Genomic DNA, 16,895 nt, shown 5'->3' on the forward strand with positions numbered 1-16,895 from the left:
ACACATGAACGAACGGACCGGAACCGACGAGCAGGTGCGCGGTCACACCGACGCCGACCACGACGTCGGCGAACCGAGCGCGCAGTGGCGCGAGTATCGGGGAGCGCCGACCGGCACGGACATCGAGTGCGAGGGGTGGCGACAGGAGGCCGCCCTCCGGATGTTGAACAACAACCTCGACCCCGAGGTGGCCGAGAAGCCCGAGGAACTCGTCGTCTACGGCGGGACGGGGCGGGCGGCCCGCAGTTGGGACGCCTACGACGCCATCCTCGCCGAACTTCGGGAACTGCGCGACGACGAGACGCTGCTGGTGCAGTCGGGGAAACCCGTCGGGCGGTTCACGACTCACGAACGCGCTCCTCGCGTGCTCATCGCCAACTCCAACCTGGTGGGGAAGTGGGACGACTGGGAGCACTTCCACGAACTCGAAGCGGAAGGGCTCATCATGTACGGCCAGATGACCGCCGGGTCGTGGGCGTACATCGGGACGCAGGGCATCCTCCAGGGCACCTACGAGACGCTCGCGGAGGCGGGCCGCCAGCAGTTCCCCGACCGGAACGGTCTCCGAGGGACCGTCACCGTCACCGCCGGCCTCGGCGGGATGGGCGGCGCTCAGCCACTGGCGGTGACGATGAACCACGGCGTCTGCATCGCCGCCGAGGTGGACGAACGACGCATCGACCGGCGCATCGAGACGGGCTACTGCATGGCCAGGACCGACGACGTCGACGACGCCATCGAACGGGCCCGCGAGGCCGCCGAGGCGGGCGAAGCGTTCTCCATCGCCGTCCACGCCAACGCTGCCGACTTCCTCGAAGGACTGCTCCAGCGGGAGTTCGTCCCCGAGTTCCTCACCGACCAGACGAGCGCCCACGACGAACTGGAGGGCTACTACCCCTCGGGGTTCACCGTCGCCGAAGCGGACGTACTCCGGGCGAACGACCCCGAACGCTACCGCGAGGAGAGCCTCGACACGATGGCGCGTCACGTGCAGGCGATGCTCGACCTGCAGGAGCGTGGCGCGACGACGTTCGAGTACGGCAACAACATCCGCGGCCAGGTCCAGGAGTACCGGAGCGACGAGGTGCCCGACCCGTTCGCGTTCCCCGGGTTCGTCCCGGCGTACATCCGCCCGCTGTTCTGCGAGGGGAAAGGCCCCTTCCGCTGGGCGGCGCTGTCGGGCGACCCGGCCGACATCCACCGCACCGACGAGGCCGTCCTCGAACTGTTCCCCGAGAAAGACCACCTCCGGCGCTGGATCGAACTCGCCCGCGAGCAGGTGCAGTTCCAGGGCCTGCCGAGTCGAGTCTGCTGGTTGGGGTACGCCACGGACGAAGACGGAACGACGGAGCGCGCGACGTTCGCCCTGCGCATCAACGAACTCGTCGCCGAGGGCGAGATTAGCGCCCCCGTCGTCGTCACGCGCGACCACCTCGACGCGGGCAGTGTCGCCTCGCCGCACCGCGAGACGGAGGCGATGCGCGACGGGAGCGATGCGGTCGCGGACTGGCCCATCCTCAACGCCCTGCTCAACTGCGCGGCCGGTGCGGACATCGTCAGCGTCCACGACGGCGGCGGTGTCGGCATCGGCAACTCGCTACACACGAACAACCACGTCGTCCTCGACGGGTCGGAGTTGGCGGCGGAGAAGGCCCGACGCGTGTTCACCACCGACCCCGGCATGGGCGTGATTCGTCACGCCGACGCGGGCTACGAGGAGGCCATCGAGGAAGCCGAGCGCTCGGACGTCGCCGTCCCGATGCGGGACCGAGGTGAGGAATGAGCGACCACGCGGACCGGACGGGCGGCCCGAGTCTCACGGCCGCCCCGACGTGGGAACCGACCTCGTCGGACCCGAACGACGAGCAGTTCGGCGACGTCGTCCGCTCGCGCGACGGCGACCCGACACCGGCGCTCGCCAGCGCGGACGTGGCGCTCCTCGGCGAACCGTTCGACGAGGCCGTCGTCGGCAGGAGGGGCGCGAGACACGGCCCCGACGCGCTCCGCGAGGCACTCGCGTCGGTCAAGACCCACCACTTCACGAACGGAACGGTCGGCGAGATGCTCGACCTCGGGGACGTGGCGTTCGACGGCGAGTCCCGACCGGCCGTGAGCGACCTCCAGCGGGCGGTCGAGGACTTCGCACGCCACCTCCACGACAGCGACGCGTTCCCCGTCTTCCTCGGTGGTGACAACTCACTGACCTACCCGAACGTCGCGCCGCTGCTCGACTCGGACAGCGTCGGCGTCCTGAACGTCGACGCTCACCTCGACGTCCGCGAGGTCCACGACGACCCGACGAGCGGAACGCCGTACCGCCAACTGCTCGAGGACGGACTCGCAGCCTACGCCTGCGTCGGCGCACGGCACTTCGAGACGACCGGCGAGTACGCCGCGTTCGTCGACGAGCACGACGGCGTCGTGGTGACGAGCGAGGCGGTCGGCAGGAGCCTCGACGACGCACTCGACCGGGCGCTCGCGGCGATGGGCGGCGTCGACACGCTCTACGTCAGCGTCGACCTGGACGTGCTGGACGCCGCACACGCGCCGGGGGTCAGCGCCCCGACACCGGGCGGCCTCTCGACCCGCGAACTGTTCGCCCTCCTCCGGCGTATCGGGGCGGACGACCGCCTCGCGGGCTTCGAGGTGGTCGAGTGTGCGCCGCCGCTAGACCGCGAGGAACTGACCGCCCGCGCCGGGGCACGGGCCATCGCCCACCTGCTCGCGGGACGACGGGACGGGACGCTCGCCGACGCCTCGGGGGTGGAGCGATGAGTTCCTCGACGACGCTCGTCGTCCACGATGCCACGGAGGTGTTCACGAGCGACGACGACGTCATCGAGAACGGTGCGGTGGTCGTCGAGGACGGCAAAATCGTCGCCGTCGGCCGGAGCGACGAGGTGACCCGTGAGTACCCCGCAGCGAACGCCGACCGGGTCGTCGACGCGTCCGGAAAGGCCGTCCTGCCGGGGTTCGCCGACTCGCACACCCACGCGCTGTTCGCTGGCGACCGCTCGGACGAGTTCGCCGCGAAGTTACGAGGGAAGGCGTATCAGGACATCCTCGCCGAGGGCGGCGGTATCCTGCGAACCGTCCGCGCCGTCCGGGAGGCCAGCGACGAGGAGTTGCTGGCGGCGATGCTCGACCGCCTCGACGCGATGTGCGCCCACGGGACGACCACCGTCGAGGTGAAGTCGGGCTACGGCCTCGACACCGAGACCGAACTGCGGATGCTCGACGTCCTCGCTCGCGCTGACGACGCCCACCCGGTCGACGTGGTGCCGACGTTCATGGGCGCGCACGCGATTCCCGAGGGCGGCGACGCCGAGTCCTACACCGAGCAGGTCGTCGACGAACAGCTACCGGCAGTGGCCGAGCAGGGCGTCGCGGAGTTCTGTGACGTGTTCTGCGAGGAGGGTGTGTTCTCGGTAGAGCAGTCCCGACGCGTGCTGGAAGCCGGGATGGACCACGGCCTCACGCCGAAGGTCCACGCCGAGGAGTTCGTCCACCTGGGCGGAGCGCAACTCGCCGCCGACGTCGGCGCGACGAGCGCCGACCACCTGCTGCACGCCGACGAGTCGGACGCTCGGGCCGTCGCGGCGGCGGGCGTCGTCCCCGTCTTCCTCCCCGGCACGGCGTTCGGTCTCGGGGCGGAGTACGCCGACCACGAACCGTTCGTAGAGGCGGGTGCGACCGTCGCCGTCGCCAGCGACTTCAACCCGAACTGCTACGCGCCGAGTATGGCCTTCGCCACCACGCTCGCCTGCGTCGGGATGGGGATGCCACCCGCAGCGGCCGTCACCGCCGCGACCCGCGGCGGCGCACTGGCGATGGACCGCGAGGACCGCGGGACGCTCGCGCCGGGCCAGCGCGGCGACCTGCTCGTCGTCGACGCCCCCTCGCACGTCCACGTCCCCTATCGGTTCGGGCAGAACGTCGTCGAGACGGTCGTGAAAGACGGCAGGGTGGTCGCGGAGGACGAGGTGGTCCAGCGTGAGTGACGCCGCCGGGCCGACCCCGGTCGAACTCGACGGCGAGACGCTCACTCCCGAGGACGTGGTGAGAGTCGCCCGCCACGACGCGCCGGTGACCGTCACCGAGGAGGCCCGCCAGCGCGTCCGTGAGGCCCGCGAACGCGTCGAGAGCATCGCCGAGAGCGGCGAGGCGGTCTACGGCATCAACACGGGGTTCGGCGAGTTGGTAGACACCCGCATCCCCCCCGAACAGGTCGACGAACTCCAGACGAACCTGATTCGGAGCCACGCCGCCGGTGCGGGCCGCGAACTCACCCGCGAGGAAGTGCGAGCGCTGATGGTCACCCGCATCAACGCGCTCGTCAAGGGCTACTCGGGCGTTCGAGAGGTGGTCGTCGACCACCTCGTGACGCTGCTGAACGAGCGCGTCCACCCCGTCGTGAAGTCACGGGGGAGTCTCGGGGCGAGCGGTGACCTCGCGCCGCTGGCGCACATGGCGCTCGTCCTGCTGGGCGAGGGCGAGGCGACCGTCGAACCGACGAACGGCGACGATGCACTCACCGAACGCGTCACCGGCACAGAGGCGCTGGAACGGGTGGGCCGCGACCCGCTCACCCTCCGGGCGAAAGAGGGTCTCGCGCTCATCAACGGGACACAGTTGACGGTCGGTCTGGCCGCGTTGCTGGTCGTCGACGCCGAGCGGCTCTGCGAGGCCGCCGACGCCGCCGGGGCGCTCACCGTCGAGGTGACGATGGGCACCACCGCCGCCTGCGACGCCGCCATCCAGCGCGTCCGTCCACACGCCGGGCAGACCGTCAGCGCGAGTCGCGTCAAAGCCCACTGCGAGGGGAGCGACGTCGTCGAGTCCCACCGCAACTGCGACCGGGTGCAGGACGCCTACTCGTTGCGCTGCCTGCCGCAGGTCCACGGCGCGGTCCGCGATTCGGTGGCCCACCTCCGGGAGGCCGTCGAAGTCGAGTTGAACAGCGCGACGGACAACCCGCTGGTCTTCCCCGTCGGAGAGGTCGACCGCCGGGCGTCGGGAACCGACGCTGCCGACGTCGTCTCGGGCGGGAACTTCCACGGCGAACCGCTCGCACTCCGCCTCGACTACCTCGTGAGCGCGCTGACCGAACTCGCCGCCATCGCCGAGCGCCGAACCGACCGGATGCTCAACCCGAACGTCCAGGAGCCACACCTCCCGCCGTTCCTGACCCCGGAGAGCGGCGTCCGCTCGGGCTACATGATCGCGCAGTACACCGCCGCCTCGCTCGTCTCGGAGTGCCGCGCGGTGGGGCGGACCGCGACGGACAACACCCCGGTCAGCGGGAACCAGGAGGACCACGTCTCGATGTCCGCGACGGCGGCCCACGCCGCCCGCCGGACGCTCCGCAACGCGCGGCAGGTCGTCGCCGTCGAACTGCTCTGTGGGGCGCAGGCCGCCGATTTCGTCGACTCCGGGTTGGCGCACGGCGTCGGGACCGGTGCGACCTACCGAGCGGTTCGGGAGGTCGTTCCACCGCTGGACGAGGACCGCCCGCTCGCGCCGGAGATGGAGGCGGTCGATTCGCTGGTGGCGACCGGTGCGCTCCAGCAGGCGCTCGACGGTGCGATAGAAAAGACGGAGTGAGGGGGTCAATAGCTCACAGTTCGACAGCTTCGGTTGGCCTCCGCTGCCTCGGTTCTGAGACGCAGAGCGTGGGTCTATCAGTGGCACGTAGACTTGAGACAATCTGAGTTGGTCTCATCACACCGACTCGGGAAAAAGACTACAAATGAGAACTCTAATTTGAGTGATGTGAACCTCGCATACCTGCTCGGGTTTGGTCTGCTTGTCGCACTACCAGTCGGCGCATTCGTATACCGAGATTCGGCATTGTTTGATGGAAAAGGCCGACTCCCGTGGGCACTGGGAGCGGCCCTCGTCACAGGAGTCGGGGCAGCACTGTCGTTCGCTTACTCCAGCCAGTTGGTCTTCGCCGCAACTCGCATCATTCGAGGTGAGGCCGGTGTCACGAATCCGTGGACGGTTCCGTTCACCTACGTGATGCTGACTGCGGTCGTCGTCGTCCTGACCATTATCGGCTATTGGTTCGGTGTCCGTGCGACCACGACGCGAAGAAGAGACGCTGCGTAGTCTGGTGTGTTGGGTACGGAGATGACTACCTAACCAGTATTCTGATTCTGCTCCCGCGATACACTCGCGGTACGCATCTGGCAACCACCACACGCATCCACCAACGGAGTGGCAACGTTTACCCAGTAGAGAATTCTACTAGAAGTATGGCGACCTCCGTGAAGATGGACGAGGACACGAAGTCCCGTCTCGAACGGTTACAGGCCGAAATTCGACTACAGACCGGCGAGCGCGTCACCCAACAGGCGATTCTGGCTCGACTCGTCGAGCGTGCCTTCGAGTCGAAAGCCGACCTCGTCGACTCGTTCCGCGAGGAGCGCGTCCCCCTCGACGACGAGGAGCGAGCGCGCTTCCACGAGGGGACGGTCTCGTCGGGGAAGACGACGACCGAAGCGGACGTCGACGACGTGCTCTACGGATGAGCGTCTTCGTCGACACGGGCGTGTTCTACGCCCACCACGACACGGACGCGGCCAGACACGACGACGCCGTGGCCGCGTTCGACCGACTGCTCGAGGGGACGTATGGACAGCCGTACACGAGCGACTACGTCCTCGACGAGACGGTCACGCTCACTCGCAGCCGAACCGGGTCACACGACGCAGCGGACATCGTCGCCCGTCGTATCCTCGGCGAAGAGTCGTTCCCCCGCGTGTTCGACGTCCTCAACGTCGGCCCCGATGTGGTTCGCGGGGCGCTGGAGACGTTCCGCCGGTACGACGACCACGACCTCAGCTTCACCGACGCGACCATCGTCCGCCAGTGCGAAACGAGGGGTATCGACACCGTGTTGAGTTTCGATTCGGATTTCGACGGTCTGGTCACGCGTACAGTTCCCGGCGAGTAACCGCCGGTCGGCCACCTCCGCGTCACGACTGCACGATGCCGTCGACCCGGTAGTCGAGGACTCGCCCGTGGGATACGCTGATGGCACCCACCCTCGTTACACCGTTCACACCTCGTGTCGCTCCATGACGGACCTCAACCGATACACGGCGGAGTTGGCGGCATCGTACCGGACTGCTCACGAGCGGACCGACGTTGGTGACGAGTCCTTCTATCTCGACTGCGCGACAAACACCGACGGACGAGTACTCGAAGCCGCGTGCGGGACCGGGCGACTCTACCTCGAACTGCTCGACGAGGGCGTTGACGCGGATGGCTTCGACGTGTCCCGACCGATGCTCGAACTGCTCCAAGAACGCGCGGCGACGATGGGAGTACAGCCGACGGTCTGGCAAGCCGACCTCCGAACGGTCGGCACGGCGTCGGCGTACGACCTCGTCATCGTCCCGTACAACTCGTTCTGTAACCTGACGACGGTCGACGACCAGTTGGCAGCACTCGACGCGCTCCACGCCGCGTTGAACCCCGGCGGCCGGCTCGTCTTCGACGTCTACGTCCCGCAGTACGACGTCATCGCCGACGCCTTCGGCGAGTGGCACTCCGAACGCGAGTTCGAACACGACGGGCGCACGCTCTACAGTCGAACGCGAACGACGATCGAGAGTCAGGTCGACCAGACGTACCGCTGCGAACACGAGATTCGGGACACGGACGGCGACGAGGTCGCACGCGAGGAGTTCGTGCTGGCACACCTCCCGCCCCAGCAAGTCGAGTTGCTGGCCCGGCACTCGCCGTTCGAGCAGTGGTCGGTCGATGGGGGGTTCGACGGTGATGGACTCGACGATGGTGATGGTGTCCAACTGTGGCGGCTTCGAAAGGCTGCGTAACACACCGGAGGAGTTTGGCGAGAGCTGAAGCGAGACAGCAGGCGCTCGACGGTGCGATAGAAAAGACGGAGTAAGATTCGACGGTGCGATTCGAGAGCGTTACGCCGACGGTTGCGCTTCGGCTTCTGCCTCTTCCTCGTCCAGTTCTTCGAGCGCGCCGAGTGCGGCACGACGGTACTGGTCGAGGGTCAGCGTGCCCTCCTCGTCGGCGTAGTGTTCGCGGGCCATCGAGACGTACTCGTTCTGCGTGGCCTCGTCGCTCTCGACCGCTTGGATGCGTTCGAGCGTCCGCGTCGCCGTCTCGACGACCCAGCGGTCACGGGTGTCGGCGTCGACGGCGGTGACGGACTCCGGACGGAGCGAGACGTTGATCTCGCCGTCGTCGGTCTCGAAGGTGCGGGGCTTGCCCGCGACGGCGACGTAGACCGGCGGTTCGGCTTCACGGAGGAAGCTCGCGGCTTCCGGCTGGTACTGGCCGGCGTACATGAAGAACGTCCCCGAGGGGTCGACGACGCGACCCTGCCAGTACTCCGAGTCCGAGCCGACGTCCTCGGTTTCCGTCAGGGTACCGACGACGAACACGCGGTTGGCGCGTTCGCCGGTCGGGAGCAGCGCGTAGACGGGCGCGCGCTCCTCGTCGGACTCTTTGAACGTGTACTGGGCGTCATTGAACTCGGTGGCGAAGACCCGTCGGGCGACTTCGCGGGTGGGTGCTCCGGACATCTACATCGACCTCGCTTTGATGAGCGCGTCGCCAGCATCGACCGGCCCGAGGCGCTCGAACTCGTCGGCCAGCACGTAGCGACCGAAGGTGGGGCCGCGAACGCGGTAGTACAGACCGAGAATCTCGGCTTTCATCTCGTCGGCGACGACGCTCGTGTCGAGGGCGTCCATCGCCATCCCCTTCGCCTCCTCCAGTTCGACGCCGGTCAGTTCCTCGGTCGCCTCCTGGTCGAAGATGACCTCGTGGACCGACTCGCCGTCGTCGAGGACGGCCTTGATGCGCAGGTCGAACTCGCCGTCGACCTCGCCGTGTTCGCTACAGCGCCCGTTCTGGAGGACGCGGGTGCAGTCCTCCTCGGGACAGCGCTTGATGAGTCCCGACCCGCGCTGGACGTCGATGAGCGCGCCCTCGACCTCCGTCGAGTCGTCGCCCACCTCGACGTCCTCGTCGAGTTCCTGGATGCTCGTCGTGCGGTTGAGTTTCACCGAGTAGCGACCCTCGTACTCGTCGGTGACGACGTTGCCGAGGCTGTAGGACGTACCCTCTTCGAGTTTCGGCAGGTCGCTCGTCTGGAAGGAGACGAACTTGATGGTGCCCGACTCGTCGCCGAGTAGACCGACCTGCGAGATGGCGTCGCTGCGGGGTTCCCAGAGGTCGACCAACTTGACCCGGAGGTCGACCCACTGCTCGTCCCGGTCGATGTCCGCGGCCTGAACGAGTTCGTTGCCGCCGCCACCACCGCCGCCGAGTTCGTCACGGTCCATGCCCGCTTCGTCGAGGTAGCTCGACACGATAGAGCGCCGTGCCTCCTCGGCGGGGACCTTGTACTCGTCGACGAGCGTCTCCAGTCGCTCCTCGATCTCCTCGACCGACACGTCGAGCGTGTCGGCAAACTGCGCGTGAATGTCTTCCGCGTGCTGTCGTAGATCAGCCATTGGTTGCTCCGTCTCCGCGTGTGTTCGGTGGGAGACGTACGCCGCTTGGTTCTTGCCGGTAATTAAAGCCTCGCTAGCGGGGTGAAAGTGAAAATTCCGGACGGAGACGTGACCGAGACCGTCCGATTGCCCGGAGCCGTCGTCGGGAGCGACACTGCCGAGGTGGAGCGGACGAGTCGGACGGGTCCGGGCCGGAACGGGCGGCGGGACGACCGACGGTCGGAGTCGAACCGTCACACCCGACGAGACTTTGGGGGTTCGTGCCGTGATGTAGCGTATGAGCAACCGCCGTCGACTGGAGTTCCTCCTCCGGTCGAAGTTCCGCGAGGCGGGCCGGCAGGTCGGGGCGGCGAAACACGCCTACGACACCGCCCGCGAGGCGACCGCGGCCGACCTCGACGTCGACGACGACGGGAAGGTCCGCATCGTCTGCCGGCGCTACGCCGAGAAGCGTGCCGTGGACCTCGACAAGGGCTTTCGACCGGACTGTTTCGACCCCGACCACCAGGACTGCGTCGGCTGTGTCGAGGACATCCGCGAGGGGCGCATCCAGACCTGGGACGACGACTGAGCGCGACCGCACCCCGTGACGGTCCCCCGAGTGGAGCCATACCGATTAGTCCCGCCGCGTCGAAGGCCGTCCCATGCACGTCACAGCGGTCGTTCTCGCCGGCGGAACCGGGACTCGAATGTACCCCGCCAGTTCCGACCAGCGCCCGAAACAGTTCCTCTCGTTCGGCGACGGCCCGTCGCTGCTGACCCGGACCGTCGAGCGTGCGAGCGAGGTGGCCGACACCGTCTACGTCCTCACGCGTCCGGACTACGCCGACGCGATTCCCGACCACGCCCCCGACGCCGAGGTACTGACCGAACCGGCGGGCCGGGACACCGGCCCCGCGCTCGTCTACGCCGCCCACGAGGTTCGAGAGCGGGAGGGTGAGGACACCGTCATGCTCTGTCTCCCGAGCGACCACTCCGTCGAAGGCGACTTCGGTAGCGTCGCGGAGCGTGCCTGCGAGGTGGCCGCCGACACCGACGCGCTCGTCACCCTCGGCGTCGAACCCGACCGGGCGGCGACGGGCTACGGCTACATCAAGCCCGGCGAGGAACACGACGGCTACTACACGGCGGCCGGGTTCTTCGAGAAACCCGACGCGGGCGCGGCCGAGCGCTACCGGTACAACGGCTTTCTCTGGAACGCCGGGATGTTCGCGTGGACGCCCGAGGCGTTCCTGGCGGAGGCGCGTCGCGGTGACCTCGCCCAACTCGTGAAAGGCGTCGAGGCGGGCAACGCCGAGAGCGCGTTCAGACTCGCCGAGTCGGTCAGCGTCGACTACGCCGTCCTCGAAGACGCCCGCGAGGTGGCCGTCGTCCCCGCGACGTTCGAGTGGGACGACCTGGGAGCGTGGGACGCGCTCGTCCGGGTGTTCGCTGACGCTGCGGACGACGACGGCAACGTCGTCCTCGGTGACGCGCTCACGATAGACACCGAGGACTGTGTAATCGCTGCGGGCGAGGACCAGCACGTCAGCGCGGTGGGCGTCTCGGACCTCACCGTCGCCGCCTACGACGGGAACGTGCTCGTCGTCCCGACGCGCCAGGCCCAGCGCGTGCGCGAGGTGGTCGACCGACTGCGAGATTCGGAGTGAGCGAGCGAGGAGCGAACGAGAATCTCGGGGGGCGAGCGAGCCGCTGTCGCGCCTCGCGAGCAGGGTGGTTCGAATGAGCGTGCCGGAGCGAGACGAGGCGGCCGACGAGACGGTGGCCGACGAGACGCCTCCCGACGGACAGCGCGGTCCGTGGCTGCTGGCGCTCGGTGCGCTCGCCATCGGCGTCCTCGCGTTCCTCGCGTCGGGGGCGCGAGCGCTACTCGAACGCCTCCGCCGTCGCTGAGCGGAACGGGGCGTCCTCACGCCGACTCGTCGCGCCGGTAGACCAGGTAGGCCCCGGCGAGCGTCACCAGCGAGGCGACGAACGTCACCAGGAACACCGGGCCGGTCGACCCGACGAAGAAACCGACGTAGAGACTGGACGCCAGCAACAGGTACGTCACGACGAGCAACAGCCGATATCGCTCCATGGTACCGAGCTACGTCTGGCCGCCGTCGATGGGGACGGAGACGCCGTTGAGAAAGCTCGCCCGGTCGCTGGCGAGGAACGCGACGACGTCGCCCAGTTCCTCGGGCCGACCGATGCGTTCGAGCGGGATACCCGCGCCCCACTCCTCGCGGGCGGCGTCGTAGTCGTCGTACTCGCCGCGCTCGATACCCTGCTCGATGAGGTCCTCGATACGACTGGTCTCGTGGGTGCCCGGCAGGACGGCGTTCGTCCGGACGTCGGGCGCGAACTCCGTCGAGAGCGTCTCGACGAGGCCGATGACGCCCCGCCGGACCGAGTTCGAGAGGACGAGGCCGTCGATAGCGTGTTCGACCGACCGCGAGGTGATGGCGGTGATGGTCCCGCCGCCGTCTTCGAGGTGCGGGTGGGCGGTCCGAGCGGTCCAGACGACGCTCATCACCAGCAGGTCGTAGGCGTCGTACCAGTCCTCGTCGTCCGTGTCGAGGAACGCGCCGCTGGGCGGGCCGCCCGCGCTCGTGACGACGTGGTCGAGGCCGCCGAAGGCGTCGACGGTGTCGGTGACGAACCCCTCGACGCGCTCCCGGTCGGTGATGTCCGCCTCGACGGCCAGTACGTCGCCGTCGCCGAGCGATTCGAGCGAGTCGCGGGTGTCGTCGATGTGTGCCCGCGTGCGTCCACAGACGGCGACGTGTGCGCCCTCGCGGGCGAGTGCTTCCGCGCTGGCGCGGCCGAGTCCACTGGTGCCGGCGGTGACGAGTGCGGCGTCACCGGCGAGGCCGAGGTCCATGTCGGGGGCTCTCACGGAGGGGTGAAATAGCTCACTGCGGCGGCCGAACACGGACCGAAAGACGAAGACCTATTCTCCTGGCCCCGAAGTGCGAGCAATGGCCTCCAGACGGCAGTTCCTCACGGGTCTCGGAGCGCTTGGAGCGACGACGTTCACCGGCTGTCTCGGCCTCGGAGCGGGCGGTGCTCCCGAGGGCCAGCAGTGGTCGGTGTCGCCCGGTCAGAGCGTCGAGCAGTTCGGCCTCGACCGGACCGGAGTGTACGCGACGGTCAGCGAGGAGGGAGGAGACGGGGCGACGGTCGGCCCCGACGGCCGGTCGTACGCGCTCGTTCGTCTCGACCCCGACACCGGCGAGGAGCGGTGGCGACGTTCGCTCGAGACGAGAGCCGACGCGCTCCACGTCGACGGTGACCGCGCCTACGTCCTCCTCGGGTACCTCGACGACCCGCGGACCGACGTTGCGAACGACGGCTACACCGAACTGCTCGCGGTCGACGGCGCTGGCGACCAGCGCTGGCGGCGTGAACTCCCGGCGACACGCGCTCCGCTCGTCGGTGACGCGACGGGCGTCTACGCCATCGCCGACGGACGGGTGGTCGCGCTGACCCACGAGGGGTCGACGCGCTGGCAGACCGACCTCGAACGCCCCGGCGTGCAGATGGCCGTCGAGGGCGGAGCGCTGTTCGTCGCCGGACGGCGAGGCGGGGTCGACGGTGCGATGGCCGCGCTCGACGCCGAGAGCGGTACGGTACGGTGGCACCGCGACGAGACCGTCGAGACTCCGTTCACCCCCGAGACGGCGCTCGTTGCGAACGCCGACAGCGTGTTCGCCGCCGCCGACGGGGAACTCGTCACGCTCGACCGAGCGACCGGCGAGACCGTCTGGGACACTCACTTCGGCGACGGCGTCGTCACGGCGCTCGGCGTCACCGAGACCGACCTCTCGGTCGCCACTGCGACCGACAACCAGGGGCAGAACGGTGGTGGGCGGTTCGGGACGCTCTACGGGATTTCGGCCGACGACGGCGTCGAGCGCTCGGAGTTCCGACTCGACGAACCGGTGATCGACGCGGCGTTTCGAGGACGGCGGGCGGCCGCGCTCACACACACCGGCCGCGTCGTCGGCACCGAACTCGGCACGCCGCCGTTCGAGACGCGGTACGAAATCGACCTCGACTGGGAGGAGACCCGACGGGGGCGAATCGACGCGCTCGGCGACGCACTGTACGTCCGGACACCGGCGGAGACGGTGCTGAAGCTCGTTCCACCGACCGAAACCGACGAGGAGTGAGCTACGGTTTCCGGACCCGGACCTGCCCGTCGCTCGTGACGCCGACGAGGATGTCCTGTCGGACCTCGCGGCCCCGAACCGCGTCGCCCGCGGCGTCCGAGACGAGTTTCATCAGCTCCGGGGCGGCGTAGTTCACCTTCACGCCCGCCTCGTCACACGCCGAGTAGACCCGCTGGGGCACGTCGTAGAGGTCGGTCCCCGGTTCGACGGCGATGCGGACCGGCGCGCGCAGCGCCTCGGCGAACGCGACGGTCTCGTGGGCTTTCGCCACGTTCTCGCGGGCGCTGGCCTCGATAGAGGAGACGTTCGCCCGCGAGGTGCCCAGCCACTCGGCGATGGTCGCCTGTGCGAGGCTTCGCTCCCGGAGCGCGAGCACCTCCGCCTGCCGACGGGTCAGCACGCTCGTCTCGGGGTCGAACCCGACGCTGGCCAGGATGTCGTCGACGTCGGCAGGGTCAGTCACGGAAGAGAATACGAGCGGGAGGGGCTTGTAGCCCGTGGTTCAGGGTCGAACGGCGAGCGCCGAACGGAGCGGAGAGGAGGGCCGAGTCCGACGAGGAGTCAGGGTGCTGGCGTCGGCCCCGACCGGCGATTTCGGTCCCGACCTGGCGGGGCAGGGGCGTACGCCGAGAGCCGGTCGAGTAGCGAGGACTTCTCGACGGCGTCGACGAGTGCCACGTTCAGCACCTCGCTGATGTTGCTGACGGGGACGACGTCGACCTGCTCGCGGAACTCCGCCTCGACGAGCACGTCCTGTGCGTTCGCGGCCGGGATGACCACCGTCTTCGCGCCCGCCTTCGCCGCCGCCTCGATCTTGTAGGTGACGCCACCGACCGGGAGCACGTCGCCGCGAACCGAGAGCGACCCGGTCATCGCCACGGACTGGTCGACGGGAATCCCTTCGAGGGCGCTGACGACGGCCGCCGCGACGGTGACGCTCGCGGAGTCGCCGTCGACGCCACCCTCGCCCGCACCGACGAACTGGACGTGGACGTCCATCTCGTCCAGGTCGACGCGGGCGTACTTCTTGACGACCGCAGAGACGTTGTTGACCGCCTCCGTGGCGACCGCCTGGAGCTTTCCGGTGGCGATGACCTCCCCCGACCCCTGTGCGGGCGTCACGGCCGCGACGACGGGCAGGACGATACCGGAGTCCTCGCCCATCACCGCGAGACCGTTGACCCGGCCGACGACGCTCCCCTCGACCAGCGAGAGGTCGTACTCCCGCCGCCGGGCGATGTACTGGTCGGCGAGTTGCTGTTCGATGGACCGTGCCCGGCGCTTGGCGCGGAGCACGTGGTCGCGCGTCGTGTACTCGGCGTCCTCGGCGCGGGCGATGTCACCCGCGACACGCACGAGGCCGCCGAGGTTGCGGAACGCAAGCGTGAGGTGGCCCTTCCGGCCCGCCCGGCGCTGGGCTTCGAGGACGACCTCCGCGACCGCGGCGGCCTCGAACGCCGGGAGGCGGCCGTCCCGAGCGACCTCCTGGGCGACGAACCGAGCGAACTGACGACGGGTCTCGGGGGTGTCCGCGATGGTGTCGTCCATGTACACCTCGTAGCCGTAGCCCTTGATGCGCGAGCGGAGCGCCGGGTGCATGTTCTCCATCGCGTCGAGGTTGCCCGCCGCCATCATCACGAAGTCCGTCGGGACGGGGTCGGTCTTCACCATCGCGCCCGAGGACTGCTCGGACTGGCCGGTGATGGAGAACTCGCCCTCCTGGATGGCCGTCATCAGCTTCTGCTGGGAGCGGATGTCGAGCGTGTTGATCTCGTCGACGAACAGCACGCCACGACTGGCCTTGTGGATGGCCCCGGCCTCGACCCGGTCGTGACTGGGGGTGGCGAGGCCGCCGGACTGGTAGGGGTCGTGACGGACGTCGCCGAGCAGTGCGCCGGCGTGAGCACCCGTCGCGTCCGCGAACGGTGCGGTCTGCTGGTCGCCGTTGTCGACCAGCAGGTTCGGCACGCTCGCACGCTGGGTGCGGCCACCCACCCGGAAGACGTAGAAGACGATGGCGGCGGCGATGATACCGACGAGCGGTTCCCCCGCGACGAACAGCGCGTACCCGAGGACGGCGACGACGACGAGCCACATCACCAGCGAGCGCAGTTGTCCACGCTTCCGCGTCTCGACGCGGTGTGTCTCGATTATCTCCCGACCGCGACCCGCCGGGACCATCCGAACCGTCGGCTGGTTGCCGTCCTCGGGGTTGTGGTAGACGAGGACGTCCTGGAGCTCCTCGCGGGGGAGGAGCTGACTCATCGCCTTGGCGAGCATCGACTTCCCCGTCCCCGGAGAGCCGATCATCATGACGTGGCGGCGCTGTGTCGCCGCCTTCAGCACCACGTCGCGGGCGTCGTCCTGCCCGATGACCTGGTCGATGAGTCGGTCGGGGACCGCGACGTCGTCGGTCGTCTCGATGTCGAGACCACCGAGCAGGTCGACGGCCGACTCCCCCTCGGCCGTCGCCGGGGCGGACGCGTCTCCCGTGGCCGTTCGAGCAGTGGGGCCGGTGTTCACGCAGTGCGTACGCTCGCTCGGGATTTACCCTCGTCGGCGCGCGTGCTGGCGACTGCCGGCAACGAGAGAGAACGGCGTTTCCGAGTGTCACGAAAGCGGTCGCTCGCGGACCGCGACGAGGCTCCTACGAGCCCCAGAAGTTGTCGCGGCTGCCCAGTCGTTCACGACGCGTGCGGCGAGGCCCGTCGTCGTCGCCGTCGTCCTCGTCGGCGGCGGCGGCGTCGGTCACTTCCTCGTCCTCCTCGTCCTCCTCGTCCATCGGGAGGCGTTCGAGTTCGTCGGCCTGTGCGTGGTTCGAGCGGACCTTCGTCACCTTCACCCGCGCACGGGCGTCCGGAAGGATGCCGTCGACGAGGATGATGAAGCCATCCTCGGTCCGACCGACGCCAGCACCGCTACGGTGGATGTCGGTCACCTCGACGACGACCTCCTCACCGGGTTTCACCGGCTGGGACTTCAGGTCGCGGATGGGTTGACTGTAGTGCTGGCACCACTCCGTCCCGCTTCGGTTGGTGTAGTGCTGACAGCCCATCCCCTCGATACGCTCGGAGAAACTCGGGCACTCGTCCGCGAGCGGACAGTTGGGCATACTGGCGCTACAGAGGCTGCAGATTAAACGCTTGTGGGTTCAGCGTTCGTCGACCGCAGACACCGGCACGGCCCGCGCCGAGCGCGTCGTGACCGTATCGTTTTGCCCACGGCGCTCTCGGTG

Annotated in this window: 19 protein-coding genes; 12 read left to right on the forward strand and 7 right to left on the reverse strand. The window is 68.7% G+C overall.

The window, feature by feature from the left end:
- Positions 1 to 4: 4 nt before the first annotated feature.
- From hutU to GQS65_RS08750, 8 genes are all read left to right on the forward strand, one after another.
- Entirely contained in the window at positions 5 to 1,783 is a 1,779-nt protein-coding gene (gene hutU, locus GQS65_RS08715) for a urocanate hydratase (protein ID WP_158204236.1), read from the forward strand.
- Positions 1,780 to 2,775, forward strand: a complete 996-nt coding sequence (gene hutG, locus GQS65_RS08720) for a formimidoylglutamase (protein ID WP_158204237.1) — start codon at positions 1,780 to 1,782, stop codon at positions 2,773 to 2,775. The genes hutU and hutG overlap by 4 nt, the downstream gene beginning before the upstream one ends.
- The gene (gene hutI, locus GQS65_RS08725; protein WP_158204238.1) at positions 2,772 to 4,001 is read left to right on the forward strand and encodes an imidazolonepropionase; all 1,230 of its coding nucleotides are present in this window, start codon (positions 2,772 to 2,774) and stop codon (positions 3,999 to 4,001) included. Before hutG ends, hutI begins: the two co-directional genes overlap by 4 nt.
- Positions 3,994 to 5,604, forward strand: a complete 1,611-nt coding sequence (gene hutH, locus GQS65_RS08730; RefSeq protein ID WP_368279988.1) for a histidine ammonia-lyase — start codon at positions 3,994 to 3,996, stop codon at positions 5,602 to 5,604. The genes hutI and hutH overlap by 8 nt, the downstream gene beginning before the upstream one ends.
- Positions 5,605 to 5,772: 168 nt before the next feature.
- Complete coding sequence (locus GQS65_RS08735; protein WP_158204239.1) at positions 5,773 to 6,111, forward strand: hypothetical protein; 339 nt, start codon at positions 5,773 to 5,775, stop codon at positions 6,109 to 6,111.
- 146 nt (positions 6,112 to 6,257) lie between these two features.
- Positions 6,258 to 6,533, forward strand: coding sequence for a hypothetical protein (locus GQS65_RS08740; protein ID WP_199268429.1), 276 nt, complete (start codon positions 6,258 to 6,260; stop codon positions 6,531 to 6,533).
- Positions 6,530 to 6,958: a type II toxin-antitoxin system VapC family toxin gene (locus GQS65_RS08745; RefSeq protein ID WP_158204240.1), complete on the forward strand. Its 429-nt coding sequence runs from the start codon at positions 6,530 to 6,532 to the stop codon at positions 6,956 to 6,958. The genes GQS65_RS08740 and GQS65_RS08745 overlap by 4 nt, the downstream gene beginning before the upstream one ends.
- A 124-nt stretch (positions 6,959 to 7,082) precedes the next feature.
- Entirely contained in the window at positions 7,083 to 7,844 is a 762-nt protein-coding gene (locus GQS65_RS08750; RefSeq protein ID WP_158204241.1) for a class I SAM-dependent methyltransferase, read from the forward strand.
- A 99-nt stretch (positions 7,845 to 7,943) separates the two neighbouring features.
- Here GQS65_RS08750 and GQS65_RS08755 read toward each other — a convergent pair whose 3' ends face one another.
- Together GQS65_RS08755 and GQS65_RS08760 are read right to left on the reverse strand one after the other, a co-directional pair.
- On the reverse strand, positions 7,944 to 8,567 hold the full coding sequence (locus tag GQS65_RS08755; RefSeq protein ID WP_158204242.1) for an RPA family protein: 624 nt from the start codon (positions 8,565 to 8,567) through the stop codon (positions 7,944 to 7,946).
- Positions 8,568 to 9,503, reverse strand: a complete 936-nt coding sequence (locus GQS65_RS08760; RefSeq protein WP_158204243.1) for a replication factor A — start codon at positions 9,501 to 9,503, stop codon at positions 8,568 to 8,570.
- 277 nt (positions 9,504 to 9,780) lie between these two features.
- Here GQS65_RS08760 and GQS65_RS08765 point away from each other — a divergent pair, with 277 nt between their 5' ends.
- From GQS65_RS08765 to GQS65_RS08775, 3 genes are all read left to right on the forward strand, one after another.
- On the forward strand, positions 9,781 to 10,074 hold the full coding sequence (locus GQS65_RS08765) for a DUF7091 family protein (protein WP_158204244.1): 294 nt from the start codon (positions 9,781 to 9,783) through the stop codon (positions 10,072 to 10,074).
- 73 nt (positions 10,075 to 10,147) lie between these two features.
- The gene (locus tag GQS65_RS08770; RefSeq protein WP_158204245.1) at positions 10,148 to 11,152 is read left to right on the forward strand and encodes a mannose-1-phosphate guanylyltransferase; all 1,005 of its coding nucleotides are present in this window, start codon (positions 10,148 to 10,150) and stop codon (positions 11,150 to 11,152) included.
- A 73-nt stretch (positions 11,153 to 11,225) separates the two neighbouring features.
- Entirely contained in the window at positions 11,226 to 11,396 is a 171-nt protein-coding gene (locus tag GQS65_RS08775; RefSeq protein WP_158204246.1) for a hypothetical protein, read from the forward strand.
- Between the two features lie 16 nt (positions 11,397 to 11,412).
- On the opposite strand, the gene GQS65_RS08780 is transcribed toward GQS65_RS08775, so the two are convergent.
- Both GQS65_RS08780 and GQS65_RS08785 read right to left on the reverse strand, forming a co-directional pair.
- Positions 11,413 to 11,583 (reverse strand): hypothetical protein, encoded by a 171-nt coding sequence (locus tag GQS65_RS08780; protein WP_158204247.1) that lies wholly within the window; start codon positions 11,581 to 11,583, stop codon positions 11,413 to 11,415.
- Between the two features lie 9 nt (positions 11,584 to 11,592).
- Entirely contained in the window at positions 11,593 to 12,369 is a 777-nt protein-coding gene (locus tag GQS65_RS08785) for an SDR family oxidoreductase (protein ID WP_158204248.1), read from the reverse strand.
- Between the two features lie 97 nt (positions 12,370 to 12,466).
- On the opposite strand from GQS65_RS08785, the gene GQS65_RS08790 reads away from it, so the two are divergent.
- Complete coding sequence (locus GQS65_RS08790; RefSeq protein WP_158204249.1) at positions 12,467 to 13,660, forward strand: outer membrane protein assembly factor BamB family protein; 1,194 nt, start codon at positions 12,467 to 12,469, stop codon at positions 13,658 to 13,660.
- A gap of 1 nt (position 13,661) precedes the next feature.
- Here the strand turns inward: GQS65_RS08790 and GQS65_RS08795 are convergent, their stop codons facing one another.
- The 3 genes from GQS65_RS08795 to GQS65_RS08805 all read right to left on the reverse strand — a co-directional run bounded on the left by GQS65_RS08795 (position 13,662) and on the right by GQS65_RS08805 (position 16,772).
- Positions 13,662 to 14,123, reverse strand: coding sequence for a Tfx family DNA-binding protein (locus GQS65_RS08795; RefSeq protein WP_368279990.1), 462 nt, complete (start codon positions 14,121 to 14,123; stop codon positions 13,662 to 13,664).
- A 98-nt stretch (positions 14,124 to 14,221) separates the two neighbouring features.
- Positions 14,222 to 16,183 carry an ATP-dependent protease LonB gene (lonB, locus tag GQS65_RS08800; RefSeq protein WP_368279991.1) on the reverse strand — a complete coding sequence of 654 codons (1,962 nt, stop codon included), beginning with the start codon at positions 16,181 to 16,183 and terminating at the stop codon, positions 14,222 to 14,224.
- Between the two features lie 124 nt (positions 16,184 to 16,307).
- The gene (locus GQS65_RS08805; protein WP_158204250.1) at positions 16,308 to 16,772 is read right to left on the reverse strand and encodes a TRAM domain-containing protein; all 465 of its coding nucleotides are present in this window, start codon (positions 16,770 to 16,772) and stop codon (positions 16,308 to 16,310) included.
- Between the last annotated feature and the right edge of the window lie 123 nt (positions 16,773 to 16,895).

The sequence above is a fragment of the Halomarina oriensis genome (assembly GCF_009791395.1).
Lineage (GTDB): Archaea > Halobacteriota > Halobacteria > Halobacteriales > Haloarculaceae > Halomarina > Halomarina oriensis.

What these genes read in the sequence shown, in the direction of transcription:
- GQS65_RS08760 (WP_158204243.1), bottom strand. Translation starts at nt 9,503, where the DNA reads ATGGCTGATCTACGACAGCACGCGGAAGACATTCACGCGCAGTTTGCC.
- GQS65_RS08775 (WP_158204246.1), top strand. Translation starts at nt 11,226, where the DNA reads ATGAGCGTGCCGGAGCGAGACGAGGCGGCCGACGAGACGGTGGCCGAC.
- hutI (WP_158204238.1), top strand. Translation starts at nt 2,772, where the DNA reads ATGAGTTCCTCGACGACGCTCGTCGTCCACGATGCCACGGAGGTGTTC.
- GQS65_RS08780 (WP_158204247.1), bottom strand. Translation starts at nt 11,583, where the DNA reads ATGGAGCGATATCGGCTGTTGCTCGTCGTGACGTACCTGTTGCTGGCG.
- hutU (WP_158204236.1), top strand. Translation starts at nt 5, where the DNA reads ATGAACGAACGGACCGGAACCGACGAGCAGGTGCGCGGTCACACCGAC.
- GQS65_RS08805 (WP_158204250.1), bottom strand. Translation starts at nt 16,772, where the DNA reads ATGCCCAACTGTCCGCTCGCGGACGAGTGCCCGAGTTTCTCCGAGCGT.
- GQS65_RS08745 (WP_158204240.1), top strand. Translation starts at nt 6,530, where the DNA reads ATGAGCGTCTTCGTCGACACGGGCGTGTTCTACGCCCACCACGACACG.
- GQS65_RS08790 (WP_158204249.1), top strand. Translation starts at nt 12,467, where the DNA reads ATGGCCTCCAGACGGCAGTTCCTCACGGGTCTCGGAGCGCTTGGAGCG.
- GQS65_RS08750 (WP_158204241.1), top strand. Translation starts at nt 7,083, where the DNA reads ATGACGGACCTCAACCGATACACGGCGGAGTTGGCGGCATCGTACCGG.
- GQS65_RS08755 (WP_158204242.1), bottom strand. Translation starts at nt 8,567, where the DNA reads ATGTCCGGAGCACCCACCCGCGAAGTCGCCCGACGGGTCTTCGCCACC.
- hutG (WP_158204237.1), top strand. Translation starts at nt 1,780, where the DNA reads ATGAGCGACCACGCGGACCGGACGGGCGGCCCGAGTCTCACGGCCGCC.
- GQS65_RS08740 (WP_199268429.1), top strand. Translation starts at nt 6,258, where the DNA reads ATGGCGACCTCCGTGAAGATGGACGAGGACACGAAGTCCCGTCTCGAA.
- GQS65_RS08765 (WP_158204244.1), top strand. Translation starts at nt 9,781, where the DNA reads ATGAGCAACCGCCGTCGACTGGAGTTCCTCCTCCGGTCGAAGTTCCGC.
- GQS65_RS08785 (WP_158204248.1), bottom strand. Translation starts at nt 12,369, where the DNA reads ATGGACCTCGGCCTCGCCGGTGACGCCGCACTCGTCACCGCCGGCACC.
- GQS65_RS08770 (WP_158204245.1), top strand. Translation starts at nt 10,148, where the DNA reads ATGCACGTCACAGCGGTCGTTCTCGCCGGCGGAACCGGGACTCGAATG.